The sequence below is a fragment of the Ligilactobacillus equi DSM 15833 = JCM 10991 genome, from assembly GCF_000615765.1.
Lineage (GTDB): Bacteria > Bacillota > Bacilli > Lactobacillales > Lactobacillaceae > Ligilactobacillus > Ligilactobacillus equi.
The window spans coordinates 1-18,881 of record NZ_BAMI01000039.1 but is presented as its reverse complement, the minus strand read 5'-3'; the positions used below and the strand labels follow the sequence as shown (position 1 = coordinate 18,881).

Annotated in this window: 21 protein-coding genes and 2 pseudogenes; 15 read left to right on the top strand and 8 right to left on the bottom strand. The window is 41.3% G+C overall.

All coding sequences use genetic code 11. From position 1 onward, the window contains the following. Positions 1 to 536: NAD(P)H-dependent oxidoreductase (locus JCM10991_RS13385; RefSeq protein WP_439645938.1), on the top strand; the 536-nt coding region annotated here is incomplete at its 5' end. A 22-nt stretch (positions 537 to 558) separates the two neighbouring features. Further along, entirely contained in the window at positions 559 to 825 is a 267-nt protein-coding gene (locus tag JCM10991_RS08440) for a YciI family protein (protein ID WP_025021161.1), read from the top strand. A 48-nt stretch (positions 826 to 873) separates the two neighbouring features. Here the strand turns inward: JCM10991_RS08440 and JCM10991_RS08435 are convergent, their stop codons facing one another. The 6 genes and pseudogenes from JCM10991_RS08435 to JCM10991_RS14575 all read right to left on the bottom strand — a co-directional run bounded on the left by JCM10991_RS08435 (position 874) and on the right by JCM10991_RS14575 (position 4,001). Continuing rightward, entirely contained in the window at positions 874 to 1,281 is a 408-nt protein-coding gene (locus JCM10991_RS08435; RefSeq protein WP_025021160.1) for a MerR family transcriptional regulator, read from the bottom strand. Between the two features lie 173 nt (positions 1,282 to 1,454). Then, positions 1,455 to 1,583, bottom strand: a complete 129-nt coding sequence (locus JCM10991_RS16185) for a hypothetical protein (protein ID WP_263640303.1) — start codon at positions 1,581 to 1,583, stop codon at positions 1,455 to 1,457. Between the two features lie 14 nt (positions 1,584 to 1,597). Further along, the gene (locus JCM10991_RS08425; protein WP_025021159.1) at positions 1,598 to 1,831 is read right to left on the bottom strand and encodes a hypothetical protein; all 234 of its coding nucleotides are present in this window, start codon (positions 1,829 to 1,831) and stop codon (positions 1,598 to 1,600) included. A gap of 106 nt (positions 1,832 to 1,937) precedes the next feature. Next, positions 1,938 to 2,853, bottom strand: a pseudogene (locus JCM10991_RS13380) (homoserine O-succinyltransferase). A gap of 105 nt (positions 2,854 to 2,958) precedes the next feature. After that, positions 2,959 to 3,807 (bottom strand): MmcQ/YjbR family DNA-binding protein, encoded by an 849-nt coding sequence (locus tag JCM10991_RS13375; RefSeq protein WP_081781977.1) that lies wholly within the window; start codon positions 3,805 to 3,807, stop codon positions 2,959 to 2,961. Next, positions 3,771 to 4,001 (bottom strand): hypothetical protein, encoded by a 231-nt coding sequence (locus tag JCM10991_RS14575; RefSeq protein WP_051527994.1) that lies wholly within the window; start codon positions 3,999 to 4,001, stop codon positions 3,771 to 3,773. Before JCM10991_RS14575 ends, JCM10991_RS13375 begins: the two co-directional genes overlap by 37 nt. Positions 4,002 to 4,109: 108 nt before the next feature. Here JCM10991_RS14575 and JCM10991_RS08410 point away from each other — a divergent pair, with 108 nt between their 5' ends. The 13 genes and pseudogenes from JCM10991_RS08410 (at position 4,110) to JCM10991_RS08350 (ending at position 17,842) form a co-directional block, all read left to right on the top strand. Beyond that, positions 4,110 to 4,646, top strand: coding sequence for a biotin transporter BioY (locus JCM10991_RS08410; protein ID WP_025021158.1), 537 nt, complete (start codon positions 4,110 to 4,112; stop codon positions 4,644 to 4,646). Positions 4,647 to 4,652: 6 nt separating this feature from the next. Continuing rightward, positions 4,653 to 5,624, top strand: coding sequence for a biotin--[acetyl-CoA-carboxylase] ligase (locus tag JCM10991_RS08405; protein WP_025021157.1), 972 nt, complete (start codon positions 4,653 to 4,655; stop codon positions 5,622 to 5,624). A 340-nt stretch (positions 5,625 to 5,964) separates the two neighbouring features. Further along, positions 5,965 to 7,006, top strand: a pseudogene (locus JCM10991_RS13370) (PTS sugar transporter subunit IIC). A 115-nt stretch (positions 7,007 to 7,121) separates the two neighbouring features. Then, complete coding sequence (locus JCM10991_RS08395; protein ID WP_025021156.1) at positions 7,122 to 7,766, top strand: MIP/aquaporin family protein; 645 nt, start codon at positions 7,122 to 7,124, stop codon at positions 7,764 to 7,766. A gap of 172 nt (positions 7,767 to 7,938) precedes the next feature. Beyond that, entirely contained in the window at positions 7,939 to 9,777 is a 1,839-nt protein-coding gene (locus JCM10991_RS08390) for an FAD-binding protein (RefSeq protein ID WP_025021155.1), read from the top strand. A gap of 132 nt (positions 9,778 to 9,909) precedes the next feature. Next, positions 9,910 to 10,974, top strand: a complete 1,065-nt coding sequence (locus tag JCM10991_RS08385; protein ID WP_025021154.1) for a DUF2399 domain-containing protein — start codon at positions 9,910 to 9,912, stop codon at positions 10,972 to 10,974. Then, positions 10,961 to 12,475, top strand: coding sequence for a hypothetical protein (locus JCM10991_RS08380; protein WP_025021153.1), 1,515 nt, complete (start codon positions 10,961 to 10,963; stop codon positions 12,473 to 12,475). The genes JCM10991_RS08385 and JCM10991_RS08380 overlap by 14 nt, the downstream gene beginning before the upstream one ends. Next, positions 12,462 to 13,424: a hypothetical protein gene (locus JCM10991_RS08375; protein WP_025021152.1), complete on the top strand. Its 963-nt coding sequence runs from the start codon at positions 12,462 to 12,464 to the stop codon at positions 13,422 to 13,424. The genes JCM10991_RS08380 and JCM10991_RS08375 overlap by 14 nt, the downstream gene beginning before the upstream one ends. Beyond that, complete coding sequence (locus JCM10991_RS08370) at positions 13,411 to 13,677, top strand: hypothetical protein (protein ID WP_025021151.1); 267 nt, start codon at positions 13,411 to 13,413, stop codon at positions 13,675 to 13,677. The genes JCM10991_RS08375 and JCM10991_RS08370 overlap by 14 nt, the downstream gene beginning before the upstream one ends. A gap of 80 nt (positions 13,678 to 13,757) precedes the next feature. Next, positions 13,758 to 15,428, top strand: a complete 1,671-nt coding sequence (locus JCM10991_RS08365) for a coiled-coil domain-containing protein (RefSeq protein WP_025021150.1) — start codon at positions 13,758 to 13,760, stop codon at positions 15,426 to 15,428. Beyond that, positions 15,422 to 16,408: a hypothetical protein gene (locus JCM10991_RS08360; protein ID WP_025021149.1), complete on the top strand. Its 987-nt coding sequence runs from the start codon at positions 15,422 to 15,424 to the stop codon at positions 16,406 to 16,408. The genes JCM10991_RS08365 and JCM10991_RS08360 overlap by 7 nt, the downstream gene beginning before the upstream one ends. Before the next feature lie 53 nt (positions 16,409 to 16,461). After that, positions 16,462 to 17,103 carry an SbcC/MukB-like Walker B domain-containing protein gene (locus JCM10991_RS08355; protein WP_025021148.1) on the top strand — a complete coding sequence of 214 codons (642 nt, stop codon included), beginning with the start codon at positions 16,462 to 16,464 and terminating at the stop codon, positions 17,101 to 17,103. Positions 17,104 to 17,221: 118 nt separating this feature from the next. Continuing rightward, the gene (locus tag JCM10991_RS08350) at positions 17,222 to 17,842 is read left to right on the top strand and encodes a TetR/AcrR family transcriptional regulator (RefSeq protein WP_025021147.1); all 621 of its coding nucleotides are present in this window, start codon (positions 17,222 to 17,224) and stop codon (positions 17,840 to 17,842) included. Positions 17,843 to 18,086: 244 nt separating this feature from the next. Here JCM10991_RS08350 and JCM10991_RS14920 read toward each other — a convergent pair whose 3' ends face one another. Both JCM10991_RS14920 and tnpA read right to left on the bottom strand, forming a co-directional pair. Beyond that, positions 18,087 to 18,290, bottom strand: a complete 204-nt coding sequence (locus tag JCM10991_RS14920; protein WP_369384717.1) for a heme-binding protein — start codon at positions 18,288 to 18,290, stop codon at positions 18,087 to 18,089. 69 nt (positions 18,291 to 18,359) lie between these two features. Continuing rightward, on the bottom strand, positions 18,360 to 18,809 hold the full coding sequence (gene tnpA, locus JCM10991_RS08340; protein WP_025021146.1) for an IS200/IS605 family transposase: 450 nt from the start codon (positions 18,807 to 18,809) through the stop codon (positions 18,360 to 18,362). Between the last annotated feature and the right edge of the window lie 72 nt (positions 18,810 to 18,881).

Here is an 18,881-nt window from a genome sequence, read left to right as displayed (position 1 = left end):
GAATTTATTTGGAGGATTTAACCATGAAAACAACTGTTTTACTTTTCCACCCTAATTTAGCTAACTCTAAAGTTAATGCTACTTTAGCTGAAGCTTTACCTGAAGAAATTGAAGTACGTAATATGTATCAGCTTTATCCAGACTTTAACATTGACGTTGCAACTGAACAGGCTATTCTTGAAGCCAGCGACCGAATTGTTCTACAATTTCCTATGTACTGGTATAGCTCACCAGCTTTGCTCAAACAATGGGAAGACATGGTTTTGGAATATGGTTGGGCTTATGGCTCAACAGGAAATGCTTTACACGGTAAAGAACTAATCATTGCTGTTTCGCCTGGAGCTGATAACTATGATCGTGACAATTTTGCTAAATACCATGTTACCGAACTTTTACGTCCTTTCCAAGCCACTAGTCGTTTAATCGGCACTAAATTTATCAAGCCTTTCATCACGGTTGGTGCTTCTTCAATTTCAAATGAAGTATTACAACAACAGGCCAACGCTTACGCTACCTATTTAACTAGCGATAGTTAGAAGAATTGGGAGATTTTGAATAATGTTCGTTATTGATATTAAACTAACCGCAACTAATATTACCGAAAAAGAAATAACTGCTCACCGCGCTTGGTTCAAGCAATACTTTGATCAAGGTAAATTTTTACTCGTTGGACCGCGCACGGAGATTGATCACGCCGGTATTATTATCGCACAAGTCGATAGTCGCCAAGAACTTGACCAAATTATCAGTCAAGATGTCTTTTATCCCAACGATGCTTCCTATCAAGTTATGAGCTTTAAAGCTAATCTTAATGCTTTAACCTAGTAAACAAAGTCACCACGCTCAAAAAATTATCGAACGTAGTGGCTTTGTTTAGTCTTCTGAAATTTTATATTCCTCAAAATAGCTTTTATCATTTTTAATTTCACCACTTTTATAAAGTGAAATTTTATGTTCTAATCGGTCAATCGAACGTTGCAAATTTTTTTGTTTCAATAATAATTCATCCAACTGTTCTTCCAATAAATGTTGACGTGCAGATAAAGTCTCCTCGCCTTGGCTTAACATTTGTACATAGTCAACCAATTTTTCAATCGGAACATCTGAATGACGAAGACAGACAAGCATTTCAATCCACCCCTGTAAACCCTCATTATAGTAGCGATTACCATTTTTTTGACGAGGAACCGCAGGAATTAAGCCAATACGCTCATAGTAACGTAATGTATCAGGTTTTAGGTTGTATTTTTCAGCCATTTGAGTAATAGTTAATGTAGACATGTTAAATCCCTCCTCAATATCTTATTGTACTACCTTGAGTGTACTCTAGGTAAAATTATAAGATCTATAGGTGCATCTTGAGAGTTAATATTGTGAGCTTCCAACCTATTTTTAACACTGTCTTACTGTTGGCGTTAAAAAAATCACCACTCATAGTGATGATTTTTAGAACTTTATTTGTTTTCTTCAGCCTTCTTTTGTGCCACAAAATTGTTGAAGTGAGCATTAATTTGCATCAACTCTGGAACTTCCGCAAAGGTTTTTGGTTTATTAGGTGTGGTACCTAATAGTGAAGAATCCATGGCTGTGATGTTTTCTAAGAAAAGGCGTTCATTAGCCGCTTAGCATTTGGCATCAAGTCGGTAATAACCGCAATTTGCCAAGATGGTTCTTCAGATACGGTATTATCCACGGATTTTACCAACGCATAACGCCCTTTTTTAGCATATTTTGAATCGTATTTATAAACATAAGCTTTGTGAGATAACCAAATTTGGTCAGCTCCAAATTTTACGTATTTAATTTTTAAAAATTTTTCTTTTCTGCTCACCCATGAAAATTTCTCCTTTACTACTATCTATCTAGCCCATTTTCTCATAATTTATAACGTTACGTCAAACCAAAAATTGTATTGATGACGTAGCCACAAGACCCACTTATTTGCTTAATTCCGTTAAATCATATGGCGTTTCTTGATAGACGGCGTTGACCCAATTACTAAAGAAGACAGAAGCAGCTAAACTCCAGGTCTTCTTAGGAGCATTTTGGGGATTATCATCTGGATAGTAATTAACTGGTAAAGCGGGATTTTTGCCAGCCTTAACATCTCGCTCGTACTCCTCAGCCAAAGTGTTGCGTGTGTATTCCAGGTGCCCAAAATTGTAAACCTGACGTAAATCATCGCTGGCTAAAATAGAAAGTCCCACTTCCGGTCCTGCAGCGAGGATATTGAGTGGACTTTTCTCTAAAACCTCTGAGGCTGTAACCTCAGTATAACGTGAATGTGGCGCCTTAAATTCATCATCAAATCCACGCATCAAAGGATTTTCGCGAAGCATAACTTTTTGAGAGTAAATTCCAGAAAGTTTTTTAGGGAGAAGATACTTTTGAATCCCGTAACGATAATAAAGTCCAGCTTGGGCCCCCCAACAAAGGTGCATGGTTGAGAAGACGTGCGTTTTTGACCAATCAAACAAACGACTAATCTCTTCCCAATAATCAACGTCCTCATATTCAAGTGTCTCCACTGGGCCCAGTAACAATCATCCCATCATAAAAACTATCTTTAACATCTTCAAAAGTTTTATAGAAGTTTTCCAAATAAGTCATGGCTGTGTTCTTAGCTTCATGATCAGCCATGTAAAGGAAGTCAACTTTTAGTTGGAGAGGTGTATTAGCAAGGTGCCGGAGAATGTGGACCTCAGTATTGGCCTTTTTCGGCATCAAGTTAACTACTAACATCGATAAAGGACGAATATCTTGGCGCATGGCCCGCATGTCGTCCATCACAAAAATATTTTCCTTACGTAAGATATCGATTGCGGCTAACTTTTTTTCGACCGTAATTGGCATAGAGGTCATCTTCTTTCTAAATTAATATTTCTAATTAATTTTACATTATTTTCTCAAAAAGACAAGTGTTTTGCAATTTTCTTCACATCAAAAAGCATTAAGCTATTAGGAATAATGTGCTAAGTAGTCATCAAGCTCCTGAGTGGTCTTACGTGCCCCACGAACGGCTTTGACACCTAGTTCTTTCAGTTTGTTAAAAGGACAAAAAGTTGCCGGATATTCTTGGACCAATTGCAGGTGCATTAACTTTTTGGGTGCAACTTCTTCAGATTCAATCCCCGCTTCTAAAACCAAGCACTTATAACATAAAGCTTTCACCGGTGCGGTCAGATAGATATAGACTGTATCGCCAGCCAAGACTTTGGTATTTTGCTTCCAGAAAATTTCTCGCTTTTTCGCAAAAGCTGCGGCAACGTCATAATACTTAGGATTAGCCGGTTCAATCCAAGCAATTGGTTGATTAAGGGGGCGACCGCCTTGGTTGGTAAAGGCGCGGCTTTCTGTTAATAGCTCTAAAATCTCGTCATCACTGACCCGTTCATCAAGCATAATACTAACCCAGTTAGCCCGATTCATATGGTAGGCAGGATAAATCCCAGCTTGGGCCAATAGTTTAGGGCGTTTAGCTTCTTTGATTTTAAGGTTGAGAATTTCGACTTCCTGACCCGCATCTGATTTTTCCTTGGTGATCAGCGCTTTGTCGATGTTCATCACCAAGCCATACCATTTATTGCTATCAGCATTACGAAAAACACCATAAGTAGGTAACTTCTTGAAAGGATAGTCTGCTTTTTCGTGAAAAGTCCTCGCGACCAGTTGACTAAGGCGGTTAGCTTGCGGCGTTAAAAAAGGTTCTTCACGAAAACATTGCGTCGCTACCTCTGCCAAAATTTCACCATAAGCTGCCCGCACGGAACTCACGTAAGCCCCGTGCTGACCTTCCGCTCGTAGCAAAAGATAGGTTCATGGTTATCATTGTCATAAACTTCACCCTTAACCTGGTTTCCTTGCACTGTAATTTGGGCTTGAAACTGTCCCGCTAAGAAGTCAACTTGATAGTGATAACTGTCGCCTTCCTTTCGAAAACCATAGGCTTCCAATTTGGCAGGTTCAGCAAGTTTGCGTTTAAAAATTTCTTCTTCGAGCATATTTTCCCCTTCTTTCATCGCTTTTTATTATATCACATCAATAGTAACCCCATCTTGATTTAGAGGGTTACTACGCTTATAATAAAAGTAAAAATGCGGAGGAATATGATGACTAGCCGAAATAATTTAAAAAAGCTTATTCTAGCGGCCCTTTTGGTCGCCATTATTATTGTTCTTGGACTTCTTCCAGGCATTCCTTTAGGGATTATTCCTGTTCCAATTATCTTTCAAAATATGGGTATCATGTTGGCAGGGCTCTTACTAGGACCACGTTATGGAAGTTTGGCAACCGTGACTTTTGTCTTATTGGTCGCATTAGGTTTTCCTTTCTTATCTGGAGGAAATGGCGGGATGGCCACTCTTGTAGGACCAACTGGGGGTTATATTCTTAGTTGGTTGCTAGTGCCGATTTTTATCGGCTGGTTTACCCGACAAAAAACTAGCTTTTGGCTAACCTTTATTGGGACCTGGCTTTGGGGCGTCCTTTTCGCTGACATTTGCGGCAGTCTCTGGCTTGCTTACCAATCTCATCTGAACTTAGGCGTGGCTTTAGCTTCCAATCTAATCTTTATCCCCGGCGATACCATTAAAGCCTTGCTAGCCAGTTTGATTGCCCACAAACTCAAACCTGTTATCTGGAGGTAAAATAATATGACTACCAAACAAGCTGTCTTATTCCAATTACTAGCGCAACCAGAAACTTGGTTTTCTGGTGATAAATTAGCGCAGGAAATCCAGGTTAGCCGTGAATCGGTCTGGAAGGCTATCCAAGCTTTGAAAAAAGCGGGTCACCAAATCGAAAGTCGCAAAAATCAGGGTTATCGTTACTTGGGGAACCCTAACCTTGACTTGGATAGTTTGAACTTTTATAGTGGTTTTGCTTATTCTGAACAAATTAAAGTTTTTGAAATGACGGATTCCACGCAAATTCAAGCAAAGAACTATCTTAATCAACACACTGTAAACAAACCATATTTATTCGTTGCTAACCAACAGAGTGCCGGTTACGGGCGTCGCGGACGTGATTTTTATTCACCTAGCCAAACTGGACTCTACTTTTCTTTGATTTTGCCTAATCCGAGTCAAGATTTGTCCCAAGTTGGACTCTTAACTACCAGTATTGCCGTTTTAGTGAGTCGGGTTTTAGAAAGATTTTTCCCAGACAAAGACTTCAAGCTTAAATGGGTTAACGACATTTATCTAGGGCAAAAAAAGGTAGCTGGTATTATAACTGAGGCCAACTTGGATCTAGAAACCCAGTCTCTAGCCCACTTTATTGTCGGTGTGGGACTTAACCTTAGTCCGGCTGATTTTCCTGAGAGTCTCCAAGCAACCGCCCAAGCTATCAGTGACGAACCTTTTTATAATCGTAATCAACTAATGGTGGCCCTCTTTACCGAAATTATTGACCACTATCGTGAATATCAATCTCCCAACTTGCTCGCAGAATACCGGCAAAAATCCTTTCTACTGGGGCGACAAGTAACCTTGCAACGTGGAACAGAAAGTTTCCACGGCCAAGTTAGCGGGATTAGTGATGATGGTAGCCTCCAATTAGTAACAGAGGATGAGAAAATATTAGAATTTAACAGCGGTGAAATCACTAAGGTGTATTTTAAATGAAAAAAATCTAATTTTATCCTTGACTTTTAATCTTATCTTCGTTATCCTAAGGTCAACAAGTAATACATGCAAGCACGAAAGGAAGGAAATTGCTATGAAAAACCAAATGACATCACAACAATTTAAGAACTATCGTGGCTTCTATTTCTTTTTTAAGTAGAGGTTTATACTTGCATGCAGGTGTAAATCTCGTTTCCAGACTTTACACCTGTCAAGGATTTAGATTTAGAAGTTCTAGGTCTTGTCAGGATTGATAAGACCTAGGCTTAACCAAACGAAATTAAACCGAGCCTAGGTGCAAAACACCTAGGCTCTTTTTGTACTATCAAGGAGGATTTCTATGAAAGCTAAAGAATTTACCATGAACGTTTTAAACGGGCTCTCCACCGGGGTTGTCATTACCCTAATCCCGTCCGCCCTCTTGGGACAACTGATGAAGGCCCTCAGCAGTGCTTTTCCCGCTTTTACAAGCACCGCCACGACCATCACGGCCATGACTAACTTTACTATGTGTCTCTTAGCTGCCGTGGCGGCTTTCTGTGTCGGGACGGCCTTCAAATTTAACCTAATTCAAACAGGTTCGCTGGCAGCAGCTGCTACTTTAGGTGCTGGCGTTGTAACGCCCACTGCCAAAGGTTTTTTACTTTCTGGGACCGGAGATGTTATCAACATCACAGTTACGATTGTCATTGGGGTTTTAGTTGCCCAATTCATTGGGGACAAGTTGAAAAACTACACCGTGCTCTTAGTGCCTGTTTTAGTTATCTTGATTGCTGGTGGCTTAGGAATGCTCACTTTGCCATACGTTCGTCAAGTCACGACCTTTATTGGGGCAGTGATTATGCACCTCACAGTCTTACAACCTATTTTAATGGGAGCCTTAATGGCTTGGTTTTCGCCGTTTTAATTGTGTCACCCATTAGTTCGGTGGGAATTGCCACAGCGATTTCACTTTCTGGAATTGCCTCGGGCTCCGCTAACCTAGGGATTGTTGCTGGTAGTTTTACCTTGGCCATCATGGGGGCATCCGTTAATAGCCTTGGGACAACTTTAGCCCACTTCATCGGAACACCTAAAATTCAAATGGCCAACATGTTAGAAAAGCCTAAATTATTTATCCCCGTAATGGTTAATGCCGCTATTGCTGGGGCGATTGGAGCCATCTTCAACATCAAGGGTACGCCAATGAGTGCTGGATTTGGTTTCAGTGGCTTGATTGGACCTTTGGCCGCCTGGAATGAAACTAACCAAAGTGCGGGAGCATGATACTTTTAATCATCTTATTCCTTGTAATGCCAATTGTTTTAGGTTTCTTGGCCCGCCAAATTTTTATCAAACAAACTAAACTAGTCAGCCCCGAAAACCTACTAATTAAAGCTTAAATAAAAATTGCTAAATTTTACACGGATTTTTATGTTTTTAATAGTTTTTCTTAATCTTGGCTCGCTATGCTTAAAGTGCAAGAAAATTATTTATAAGGGGGAATTTTTTATGTCAATGAAAAAGTATCTTGCCGAATTTTTCGGAACGTTAATTTTAATTATGTTAGGGACTGCTAGTGTTGTTATCGCCAAGGGGAATGTCTTAACCATTGCCTTTGCTTTCGGTTTAGCTGTAACAATTTCTGCCTACTCTTTTGGGGCAATTTCTGGGGGACACTTTAACCCTGCCGTAACGACTGCCATGCTTATCAACCGTAAGATTGATGCCAAAGACGCCTTAGGTTACATTATTGCCCAATTCTTGGGGGCAACGGCGGGTTCAGCTTTTGTGCTTTACTTTGTTAAATCGATGGGCTTGGCTAGCAACGCTTTAGGTCAAACCGACTTTACCAAGATTTCACCTTTTACCGCCTTAATTGTAGAAATTTTAGCCACCTTCTTATTCGTGACGATTATTCTCTTGGTAACCTCAGACCGCTTTGGTAACCCTGATTTAGCCGGCCTAGTGATTGGTTTAGCCTTAGCCATGTTAATTGTTTTCGCAATTAACTTAACCGGGGCTTCCTTGAATCCCGCACGTTCCTTTGGTCCTGCCATCTTTGCCGGAGGGAGCGCGTTGAAGCACTTCTGGGTTTACTTGATTGCACCAGAAATCGGGGCGGTCTTAGCTGCCTTTTGTGCTCGCTTTTTTGAAGAATAAATTTTAATGACTCCACAAAACCGCTCAATTGAGCGGTTTTTTAGTTATTGCTAGGGAAAATCAGTGTAATTCCTTTGCTATAAATTCCAATGTTCTGCATGATATTTATAGTTGTAAGTAATCTTTTGTAATCGTTTTTATACGTGATATAATATCCTTTGAGGTGATTTGAATGTACAAAGATGGAAAATACCAAGTAACCGTGCGCGGTCACCATTCCGATGTGACTCTAGAAGTTACTTTGACCCGAGACAAGATTGTTAAAATTGACGTTCTCAGTGAAAACGAAACTGAAGCTTTTATCACTGAACTCAAGGACCGAATGTTACCGGAGATTATTGCCAACCAATCCCTTCAAGTGGACGCTATTTCTGGAGCTTCGAAACTTTCCCATGCGGTGATTGAAGGTTTAGAAGAAGTTGTTAATCAAGCCGGTAGTGATGCCCAAGAACTCTTAAACCAGCCACTAGTAGCGAAAGCTCCAGCGGAGGACCGCCAACTCAAGGCTGATGTGGTTGTGATTGGTTCAGGGGGTGCTGGTTTTATGGCCGCCCTCACCGCCGCTAAGGATGGTGCCCAGGTGGTTGTGCTCGAAAAAGCATCCACCCTTGCTGCCGTCAACGGAGTTAAGGTTTCCGGACCTTTCGCCGTTGATACACCGGTATTGCACCAAAAAGGTACAACTTTAACAGCTAACGAGGTTTTTAACCATGTCATGACCTACACGCACTGGACACCTAATTCCTTGTTAATTAAGAATTACCTAGATCACTCCAGTGAAGCCGTAGAAAACCTCATGGAAATCGGTTATCGCTTTGAAGAAGCTGATTTCCGCTTTAAGACGCCTTTTACAGGGCCAAAAGGTGGTTTCCACCTAATTATGACTCCAGTTGACCAACGGGTGAAACTTTGGCAAGCAGCCTATAAAGAATACGGCGTCCAAGTTCTTTATCAAACAACGGCCATACAGTTACTAACCCACGGGCGTAAAGTTACGGGGGTTGTAGCCCAAAGTCATGATGGTGCCCAGGTTACCATTCAAGCCCAAGCCGTAATTGTAGCGGCCGGTGGCTACCTGGGTAACAAAGAAATGTTACAAGCCCACCTTGGGACCAGTCGCGTGAATGCGGCTGCCGGAGGTAAATCGCTGGCCACTGGGGATGGGATTAAAATGGCTCAAGCTATCGGTGCCAGTCTCGATAAGACTTTTGGTTACTGTGGTAGCGAATACGGTGGCACCAACCAAAAAGCTTCCCGGCCAGCCACTCAGGATAAATTCGACCAAAACCTAGCTTTCAAATTCGGAGTTTACGGTAATCTTTTAGTCAATAGCCACGGCCAACGTTTCATGAACGAAGGTCTCATGTGTGACTATCCGATGTCTTATGGTGAGGAACCTACCTTGCGCAATAGTCCTTACTACGCTATTGTTGACCAAGCCTATGTTGATGCCATGCGAGACCAAGGCCTTTATACCTACATGACCGCGCGAGGAGCTAACCACGAGAACTGGTTTATCGGTAACTATTACAAGCAACGTGGACCTTTAGCTAGCCTCGACCAAGACCTCGAGGAAGGTCTACGTGAAGGTTGGATTACTAAGGCCGACACCCTAGTAGAATTACAAGCTAAAACGGGACTAACCCACTTAGTGGAAAACGTCAATCGCTACAACGGCTTCTGTCAAACGGGTGTCGACGAAGATTTTGCTACTAACCCTTGGTACCTGACCTCTGTCTCCCAAGGTCCATTTTACGCAATTGAAAATGAAGTGTCTGCCTGGTCAACCATGGGTGGTATTAAAACTGACGCTAACTGTCAAGCCTTTGATACGCACGGCCAAACGATTCCTGGTCTATACGTTGTTGGCACCGACAATGGTTCTTTGATGTACTCACCTTACTACGATATCCCGGGCTTTTGCTATGGCCTTTGTATCGGTTCCGGGGTGATTGCCGGTCACGCCAGTGCGCAAACTATCCTAGATGGCACTTCAGGAGCTTCTGAATAAAAATTACCTAACCATCGCTCAAAACTTTTAAGCGATGGTTTTTTACTGTTATTTATATTGTTTCTCCAATGACTACGTTAAAGTGCTATATTAAAATGCTATAATAGATAATAAATGTACGGAGGTGTTAAGATGGATTGGTGGCAAATTACTCGTGACTTATACCTAGAAAAGGGCAGTCATGGCCAAATTAAAAATTGGACAGTTAAAGTTGAAGATGAACTCGCCCTTTCACGTTTGGGTCTTTTGGGCAAACTAACCCAAAAGAATGGTACGTATCAAGTTAAGGTCTGGCGTATTTTTAAGCAACTCGGTATCGCTAAAGAAGACATTTTCCCGGAATTAGAAGTACGTTATGGGAAATTACTTTCACAAAAAGACCAGGCGGATCAGATTAACACACAGAGGCAAACAGCTTTTACTAATTTTCTAACTCAACTTGATACTGCCCAAAAAGAGTTTTTCCTAAGTTTAGATGTCAGCCCTAAAGTATGGGAAAAGCAGGCAAACTTCTACCGAAGTGCCCTACAAATGTGGTCTCGCCCTAGCCAGCCAACCTTACTGGCAGCTTATGCTTTAAAAATTTTCAGTAATCCCCATGCTCTTGACTATGGACGTAAGGAAAGGAACTTTTTAGAAAAACTGTTAGTAGCGCAATATGGGCCTGACGCGCGCTTAGATGACCATAACCTCTATCAAGATCAACTAGCTAATTTTGTCGGTACGGCGAACCTTCTCGTTTCTCCACTAAACTTTGACTTAATTTCTCTGGCTGATGTTACCACCGTTGATCTACCACGAGGCCAAAACATCTATCTCCATGAAAATTCCGGCGTCACAACCGTTTTGGCACGACGTTACCCAGATCGCAAATTTGTTTGTACGGCTGGGCAACCAACTTTAGCCTGTCGCTTGTTAATTACACGCCTGTTAGCAGCGAACAATACGCTTTATTATTCTGGTGATTTAGACCAGACTGGACTTAAAATCGCTGATAACCTTTTACAGGACTTTCCCGCTCTTAAATTGAAAAATATGGATTTAGAAACATACCATAAGTACCAAAAACAAGCCGTCGTCCCCAGCAAGGACCGTCACATTAAACAAGTACAACACCCTGCTTTGCAGTCATTGCTAACTGCGATTCAATCTGAAGGCAAAATAATCTTTGAGGAGGCAATTCATGAACTTCTATGAAGACCTAGAATTCACCGACCAAGCCCGCTGGCTCTTTAAACCTGGTATTACCCAACAAATCGTCAGCTTTCTTTATGATCACCAATTAATTCAATACACCCCTTTAAACCTCAGCGAAACTTTAGAACTCGATTACGAAGAAGTCGATAAAGCTATCAAATGGTTATATGACAATAAAAACCTCGAGCGGATTCCTTCAAATCTTGAAGGCCGGGCCCGTTCCATTAAGGAAGCGATGCAAACTTCAGCTTACAAGCTGACCGACCAATCAGTTGCCTTATATACGGCCTTTGAGCAAATTTCTAAACTAGAAACTAAGATTCGAGAATCGATTGAAGTTAATGATGCCATCAAGTTTATGCAAGCTACGGATACCTTAAATGAAACATTGACCAAACTAGCTCACGATCCCAATAATGGTCAGCTCAAGCAAAAGCTTTTTGAAGGGAAAACCACGTTGTTTGACATCTGTTATGGCTTTGACAACGGGATTTACCGTCGTTTCAAGGATCGGATTAATGACTTTTCCACCAACATCAATCAGATGCAACTGCGGGTTTATCAAACCAGTTCAGAAAATCCGGAAATCTTTGCTGATTTAAATATCCTTTTGATTCGTTTAACCAATACCATTAAAGAAATTATGGAACAAGTTAAAGACGCCATTCCTGAGATTATTGCATCTATTAAGCGTTTGGCTGCTAGTCAAAAGGCCATTGGAGCCAGTCGCTTTTACCAGCCTTTAGCCCAAGAAATCCTGGCTTTAAACGCTAACCGTACGGCGGATGAAATTTGTGCGACTATGTTTTCCACAATTGAAGATATTGCCCATGATGAAGCCGGTAGTAATGGACTCTTTGCAGGCTTAATGGGGCGGTTAAATCTCATGTTTGATATGGTGATTGATATCAACCGCCAAAATCGTAATATTACGCGTAATGTCGCCAATACCCAAAAGTACCTCCAATTAGCGCATGAGTTTACTGATGATATGACTCCGGAAGAATTAGCCTTGCGTTTTGACAAATTAGAAGGAACACCGGTAATTCACCACTGGGTAATGTCCAAGCACGCGCGATTTGACGACAACGATGAACGTCTCCACTATGATTTCCAACCTAAAGCCCGCAAAAAGGCTGTACCCAAGGCGGCGCGTTCTATGGAGTTATCGGCGACCGAAAAAGAACTCCTAAAACAACAACAAGCACAACGGGAAGCGGAAAAAGTTCGGCAGCAACAACTTGGCCAGTACATTTTGGAACACGGCCTCAAGGAAACCCTGCCAAATGATGCCTATGAGTGGTTGATGAAATTGATTTCCGAAAGCATCTTCCACTATTACTTTGACCAAGACGGCCAAATTTTAAGCGGAATCGCTCGAACCGGCGCCTACCAGCTTATTAAAACTTATCAAACCAAAAACATGGTGATTCGCTCTGAAGCTAAAACTTTAACCTTATTCAAACAGCAATTGGAGGTGAAACTTAATGAAGACCAGTGATTGGAGTCAAGTCATGCCCCTACTTTTACGGGGCGAAGTTAATGAGCTCATCAAACTTAATGCTAAGGAAATCGACATCTATCTCAAAAATAAGTTTGGCCTCAAACTCGATAATAACTACCACCTGCGTAAATACTCGCGCACACGTCCCTTGGGAATTGCTAGCCCCCGTAATAAATCCGCACTTTTATACCGGGTTTACTTTGAAGTTTTAGCGCGCTTAACTTCCCTACCAGATGATGCCAGTATTCTTTACACTTCCTTACAACAATACGTCCTCACCCAAGAAGGTTTAGATAACTCTGCTTCGGCACAGTTGCAACCCTACTTAAAAGACGTACTCGCCAAACTTTGCCAAGACGGAATTTTAATGCAAAAAGAAGCCAGTGAAGAAAACGTCTTATATGTCAAAGTGCAACATCCAACTCCTCCAAAAGAAATAGTCCTAACAGCTGACAGTCCGGTGGTTAAGGCCCGTCAAGAATTACTATTAAATGGTTTTTACCGTCATGAAGGTACCATGCACAGTAGTACCCTCAAAAGTCTCGAAGAAAGTTTCGAACGCTTTTACGATTACGACAGTCAGACGGGTTTGCGCCTATTGGCCTATGAAAATTACTTTATTTTAGCCGATTACTCCGGCAGTGGTTTCCCCAATACTGTCCAAGGAAACGTCGGGACTTTAGCCGTGGAAATGCTAAGTCAACTATCACAAAAGAGCTTTTGGAGCCCGCTAGAACTCTTCGATTTAGCCAAAACTACAGCGACCTATGCGAATTCGACGGGACTAAAAACCGAGGTTACCCTGAAGAGTAAGGTGAAAGAAATTATTACTTGGTTCACCTACTACGGAATGTTGACCCCACGCGACCACGGTTATGAAATCACCTCATTAACAAGCTTTATTACCAAGGAAAAATCACAAGGAGAAGTACATGGCACATTATAAAGTTAACCAGTTTGGGTTTTATAATTACTTCAACTACCGCAATGAAGTTTTTGATGCTGCCACCCAAGCAATTGTTTTTACCGGTGAAAATGGGTCGGGAAAAACGGTCAGTATGCAGGCCATCTTTCCCACTATTTTCACCATGAGTCCCTATCAGCTCAAAAACGGCCGTAATAGTGACTTTTATACCAAAGCAGGAGAAGCTTCCTTTGCCTGGTGTGAATTTAAAAATGATCAGGCCTCCAAACCCTAGTCCTCGCTTACAGTAAAACTTTAGAGGGCAATGTCAGCCGTTATGGTTGTATTCTTAAACCAGGTGTTGCCGGGACAGACTTGAATTTCAAAACCAACTGGACCGAATTTCGCAAGTTAAACAACCAGCACATTAAGGCGATTTACAACCGAGTTGCGGATTATAAAACCGCCATTAATAAGCTATTCTTTGGTTTCACTAACCTCAAGGATTTCGATGATTATATCGACCATATGTTAAATCTGGGTAAACCGCCTTTGAAATTAACCAACAGTGTGTCAGAATTGGATGAAGCCCTCAAGACTTCTTTACCAGATCTCAGCCAATACGCAACTCCTGATATTGTGGGAAGTTTCATTACTAGTGCTTTGAAGTTGATTAGCGAAAGAAACGAACGCGAACGCTTGTTAAATATCTTGGACAATCTTCACAAAACCAAAGACTGGGCTGACTTATCTAATAAGCCAACTCTGGCCCGGATTAGTCTTAAGTTTGGCGATGCTCACACCGACCTTATACAAGCCCAGGATCGCGCTAACCGCTTGGAAACTGAGTTAGCAACGAAAAACGACAAGATTACCCAATTACAAACAGAAATCATGCAAACCAAAGCTGATCTCAGTAAGAATCAAGGTGAAAAGGCGGCCTTAGATACCGTGATGTCGACTGACATCAAGAATCTAAAAAACCAACTTCAACGTGCCTTAACAGAACAAAAACATGCTCAAAGTGAAGTGGCCATCGCCCAACAAGACTTGACCCGCTTGCAAGCTGACTATGATCGGACTCAAAAGAAGTTCGACCAGACGCAAATGCAATTATCACAAACGCAAGCCAAGTTGGCCAAATTAACGGTCGCCACGGACAGCAATCTGGTTTCCGCCCAATTTAAGGCGAACTATCCTCATCCACAAGAAACCATCGCTAAGCAATACCAGTTAATCAGTGACTTAGAGCAACTCAATATCGCTAACCAAAAACTCCTTTTTAAAGCAGATGAAGTGAAAAAGGCTTTGGACAGCTATGACGAGGATTACTATCTGGACCAGATTAAGCGAGCCCTGTCAGACTTGCAAAGTGCAACCTACGATTGGTTTAAAACCCGCCAATTACCAGTGGAAGAAAGTACAGAATTCACACTCGATGAATATGAGCAACTTGCACACCAAGTTGAACTTTTCCAACAACAATTTAGTCAACAACTGGCACAAAGTCAGCTTGATTTAAGGTCCCAAATCCAAACTAAGCAAGCCTTAACAGAACGTTTGGCTCAATTACAAAATCACGAAAAGCCCGAAACGACTGCCGTTTTCCAAACCGGGCAACAACTCTTTGAACTAGTGGACTTTAAACCCGATGTTCCTCCGGCCTTGCAGCTCAAAATTGAAAGTGCCCTCAAATACTCCAATTTGTTGTACACTTTATTTGATGCTCGACAAGTTGAAACCGGGCTGGAATTTACTGGTAATACAATATCACCTGCTTCCCGTAATTTAGGTCAATACCTTCAAGGAGCAAATGAGCAAGTACAAGCTTTTCTAACAGAAATTGCCTTAGACGTTGAGGATAACTTACTCTATGGTAGTGTCAAAATTACGCACCCTAGTCAAGCGCAGATTACCCACATTGGTGAAAGCAACCGCCAAGCCAAACGTCAAGCTGATATTGCCCAAGTTCAGGCGGAGCTTACAACTTGTCAAAAAGAAATTGACCGCCTGGAAAACGAAGTGCTGAATACGATGATATGTTAAGCCAGCTTTCACGGGCTAGTTTTCCGATGACCTCAGCGCTCGAAAAAGCGCAAGACACCCTAGCGCGAGCTAGCCACACCCACCAAGCTAACCAAGCCGAGTTAGCCCAGCTGCAAACACAATTAGCCACCTTCCAAAATCAAAGAGATCTCCTTCTCGGTGATTTTTGTCCGGACTTACCACAAGAAAATGCAGCTTTACATCACTTTGAAGCAGAATTTAATCACTATCTGGCTCTACTCGCAGAAATTGACCGCCAAAAAGAAGAACAAAAACGCTTAAAATCTGAATTAGCGGAAGCACAACAAAGGTTGACGGAACTTAACTTAGATGCCAGCCAAACTCGCCTCGATGAGCTGAAGCAAAGACTGCTTGCACGGGATGAAGAAGTGGCGCAAATTCAAGCACAAATTCAAGATCCCGATATCCAAAGAAAAATCGCCCGTTATGAAGAATTGCAAAACAGCATTCCAGAATTACAGGCAGATATTTCCTTTAAGGAAAAACAAGTTACAGACATCGCAAATAGCGTAACAGCACTTGAATTACGGTTAGAGACTGCTCAAGAAACCGCAGCTGAGCTCAGTGATGACTTCTTGGAACTTGAAGAATTACTTGAAACCCTTCATTTAGATGAGGCAGTCAGCCAAGCTTCAGCAAATGATTTAAAGAATAATAATCAAAATAAGGCTAATCTGTTAGCGATTTCCTTCACCGAAATTAATGCCAGTGCTGAATATCACGTGGAACAAAGTGAGTTAACTTTTAAGAGTTTTGAATCTAGCAATAGCAACATTGCAGATACCTTGTATGAATTGCAAAATATTAAGACCGTTACCTATCAACGTTATGATAAGGTTATGTCCCTGCCGGAATTAGAAACCCAAATCAATGGCATGTTGAATCTTACTCCGTCACGGCGGATAATGAAGTTCAAAAACTCGGTGAACAGCTCTATACATCTCATGTCTTTGATTTAATTCGCTTCACTGTTGACAAAGCGCGTCAATTAACCAAACAAATCAGCCAATCCATGAAAGCTAAGGAACAAAGTGAGCATATCTCCTTTTATACAGTCTTTGAAGCGCGCCCAGAGTATCGTTCTTCTTACCTCACGGCCTTTGGTGATCAACAAGCAGATGCCCCGGTGGTTCGTGATGCTGTGGACCGTTTGATGCATCAGCTGTGGGAAATCATCGTCGAAAACGTTGATCAACCTCAAGAAGTTTTGATGACCGAATTCTACCGGATGTTCGATTATAAAAAGTGGTTTAACTTTAAGATTCGCTTCAAGCGTAAGGGAGCTTCCGATAAAATGGAAGATTTAACCGACCGCAAACTCAAGACCTTCTCTGAAGGCCAAAGAAGTCGGGCCATTCTGGAACCATTAACGATTGTGCTCTCGTTGGACCAAGAAAAGATGTCCTGCGACCAAGCACCGCGAATCATCATCATGGATGAAGCCTTTTCTGGTTTAGATGCTCAACAACAAGGTCTCCTCTTAGAAAGTTTCTATGAAATAGCCGATAATTTTATCGCCACTGGGCACAATGCTCACTTAGTTATGCCTCAAAATGCGATCGCTGTGTCTTATTTTGAAATTATTAACCACACAATGGGAGAAAACCAAGACGATTTGATTACTATCTCGCGCACCATCGAAACTAATAACTAATATTTAAAAGTCAGGATCAGCCTGATTTTTTCTGGTTCCAGAATAGTCAACATTATGTATTTTATTAATTGACACTTAGACTTTTAAAAGCTAAACTTAGGCTGAAGGAGTTGATTCTATGCGTTTCCAACGAGCACGAACTCAAAAGCAAATTGATTTGCGACTAGAAGAAATCCTCAAAGCCAGTCGCAAACTATTTAAAAAACAAAACTACGAAAAAATAAGTATCAAAACTATTGCCGAGGCAACGACCCTCTCACGAGCAACCATTTACACCTACTACCCCACTAAAGGAGATATTTTCCTGGCTATCCTAGGACAGGAATATCAACAAGTACAAGCAGAAATTGCCCAAATTTTTGCCGCTGAACAAAATCGCGTTACCCGCAACCGTTTCTGCCAATTACTAACACAAGTATTACTTCGACACCCCACCTTCTTGCGCCTCTTAACCCTTCAAAAAACTTTGATTGAACCGCAAAGCACCCCTGAACACCTCACTAGTTTCCAAGAGAGTAGTCAGTCGTTCTTCACACTACTAAGCCAACTTTGCCAACAAGTGTTTCCGACCGGGCGGCAAATGCAACGAGAAATCTTTCTCACCCAGTTGTTAATTTACTTGGCAGGCTTTTACCCCATTCTTGCAAGTCAAAAGTCCTACTTCCAGGTACAAGAAGATATTCCCGCCGACAAGTTGCTTTACAATGCGATTTATAATCTAACTGGTATTTTGATGTAATGGTGATGAACACAACACAAAAAACACTATGTTGATTAATTAGCCAACATAGTGTTTTTAATTATCCTAAGTAGAAAATTTATCTACTGTATGCCTTTCTGGTTGATAACATGGAAAGTCTACTAAAAAATAAGGTATCCAAGCCATTTGTATTTTAGCATTATGTTGTCTTCTAGCTCGCTTACTCTCTAGACGTAGAAAAACTCTTAATGATAAAAAGTCAATCCGCAGACCGACCCTAAGTTTATGCCTTCATCCCTAACAAAGCTTGATAGGCTAAATCATGGTCTTCGAAGTCTTTGAGCCCGGAAACAATCACAGCTCCTACCGTACCAACACCATCAACTTTGATTGGGAAACCGCCACCGTAGCACGTGTAGTCCCCAGCTGACAAGTCATTAGCTCCTAAAAAGGCCACTTGATCTCCCTTGAATTTTGCCTTTTCAATGAAAAATAAAGCAGGAATTCCACGATTTTAATCGTGGGAGGAATGCGTTAGTATCAGCACCGAAAGGTGCTATTTTTTTGTTTTTGGACGTCCTGCATTGCTTTTTGTTGTACGTTGTTCAGAAATGTACTTTTCTACGACTTCTTTACTCATATTACCTAAAGTACTCATGTAATAACTACGTGACCAAAGATTACCTCCCCAGTATTGGGATTTTCGTATTTCTGGATGCTTAGCTAAGAATAACCTTGCACTACCACCTTTTAGGGCTTTAACAACATTGGTTGCAGAGTGCTTGGGTGCAAAACCGATTAACATATGCACGTGGTCGGGCATAATTTCCATTTTCTCAATTGTAATTTCATTAAGGTCTGCAATTCGTTGAAGAATGTTTTTCATTTCACTAACTAACACCGGAGTAGTAAATGTTTGGTGACGATACTTTGTTACCCAAATTAGGTGGAAATGGAAATTATAAATATAACCACGGGCGTAAACGGCATCTTTTATTTTACTCATTAGTAATTACCTCATAACTTATCATTTACTTTTATTTTATCATAAATAATGATATAATGGTAATTAAGAAAA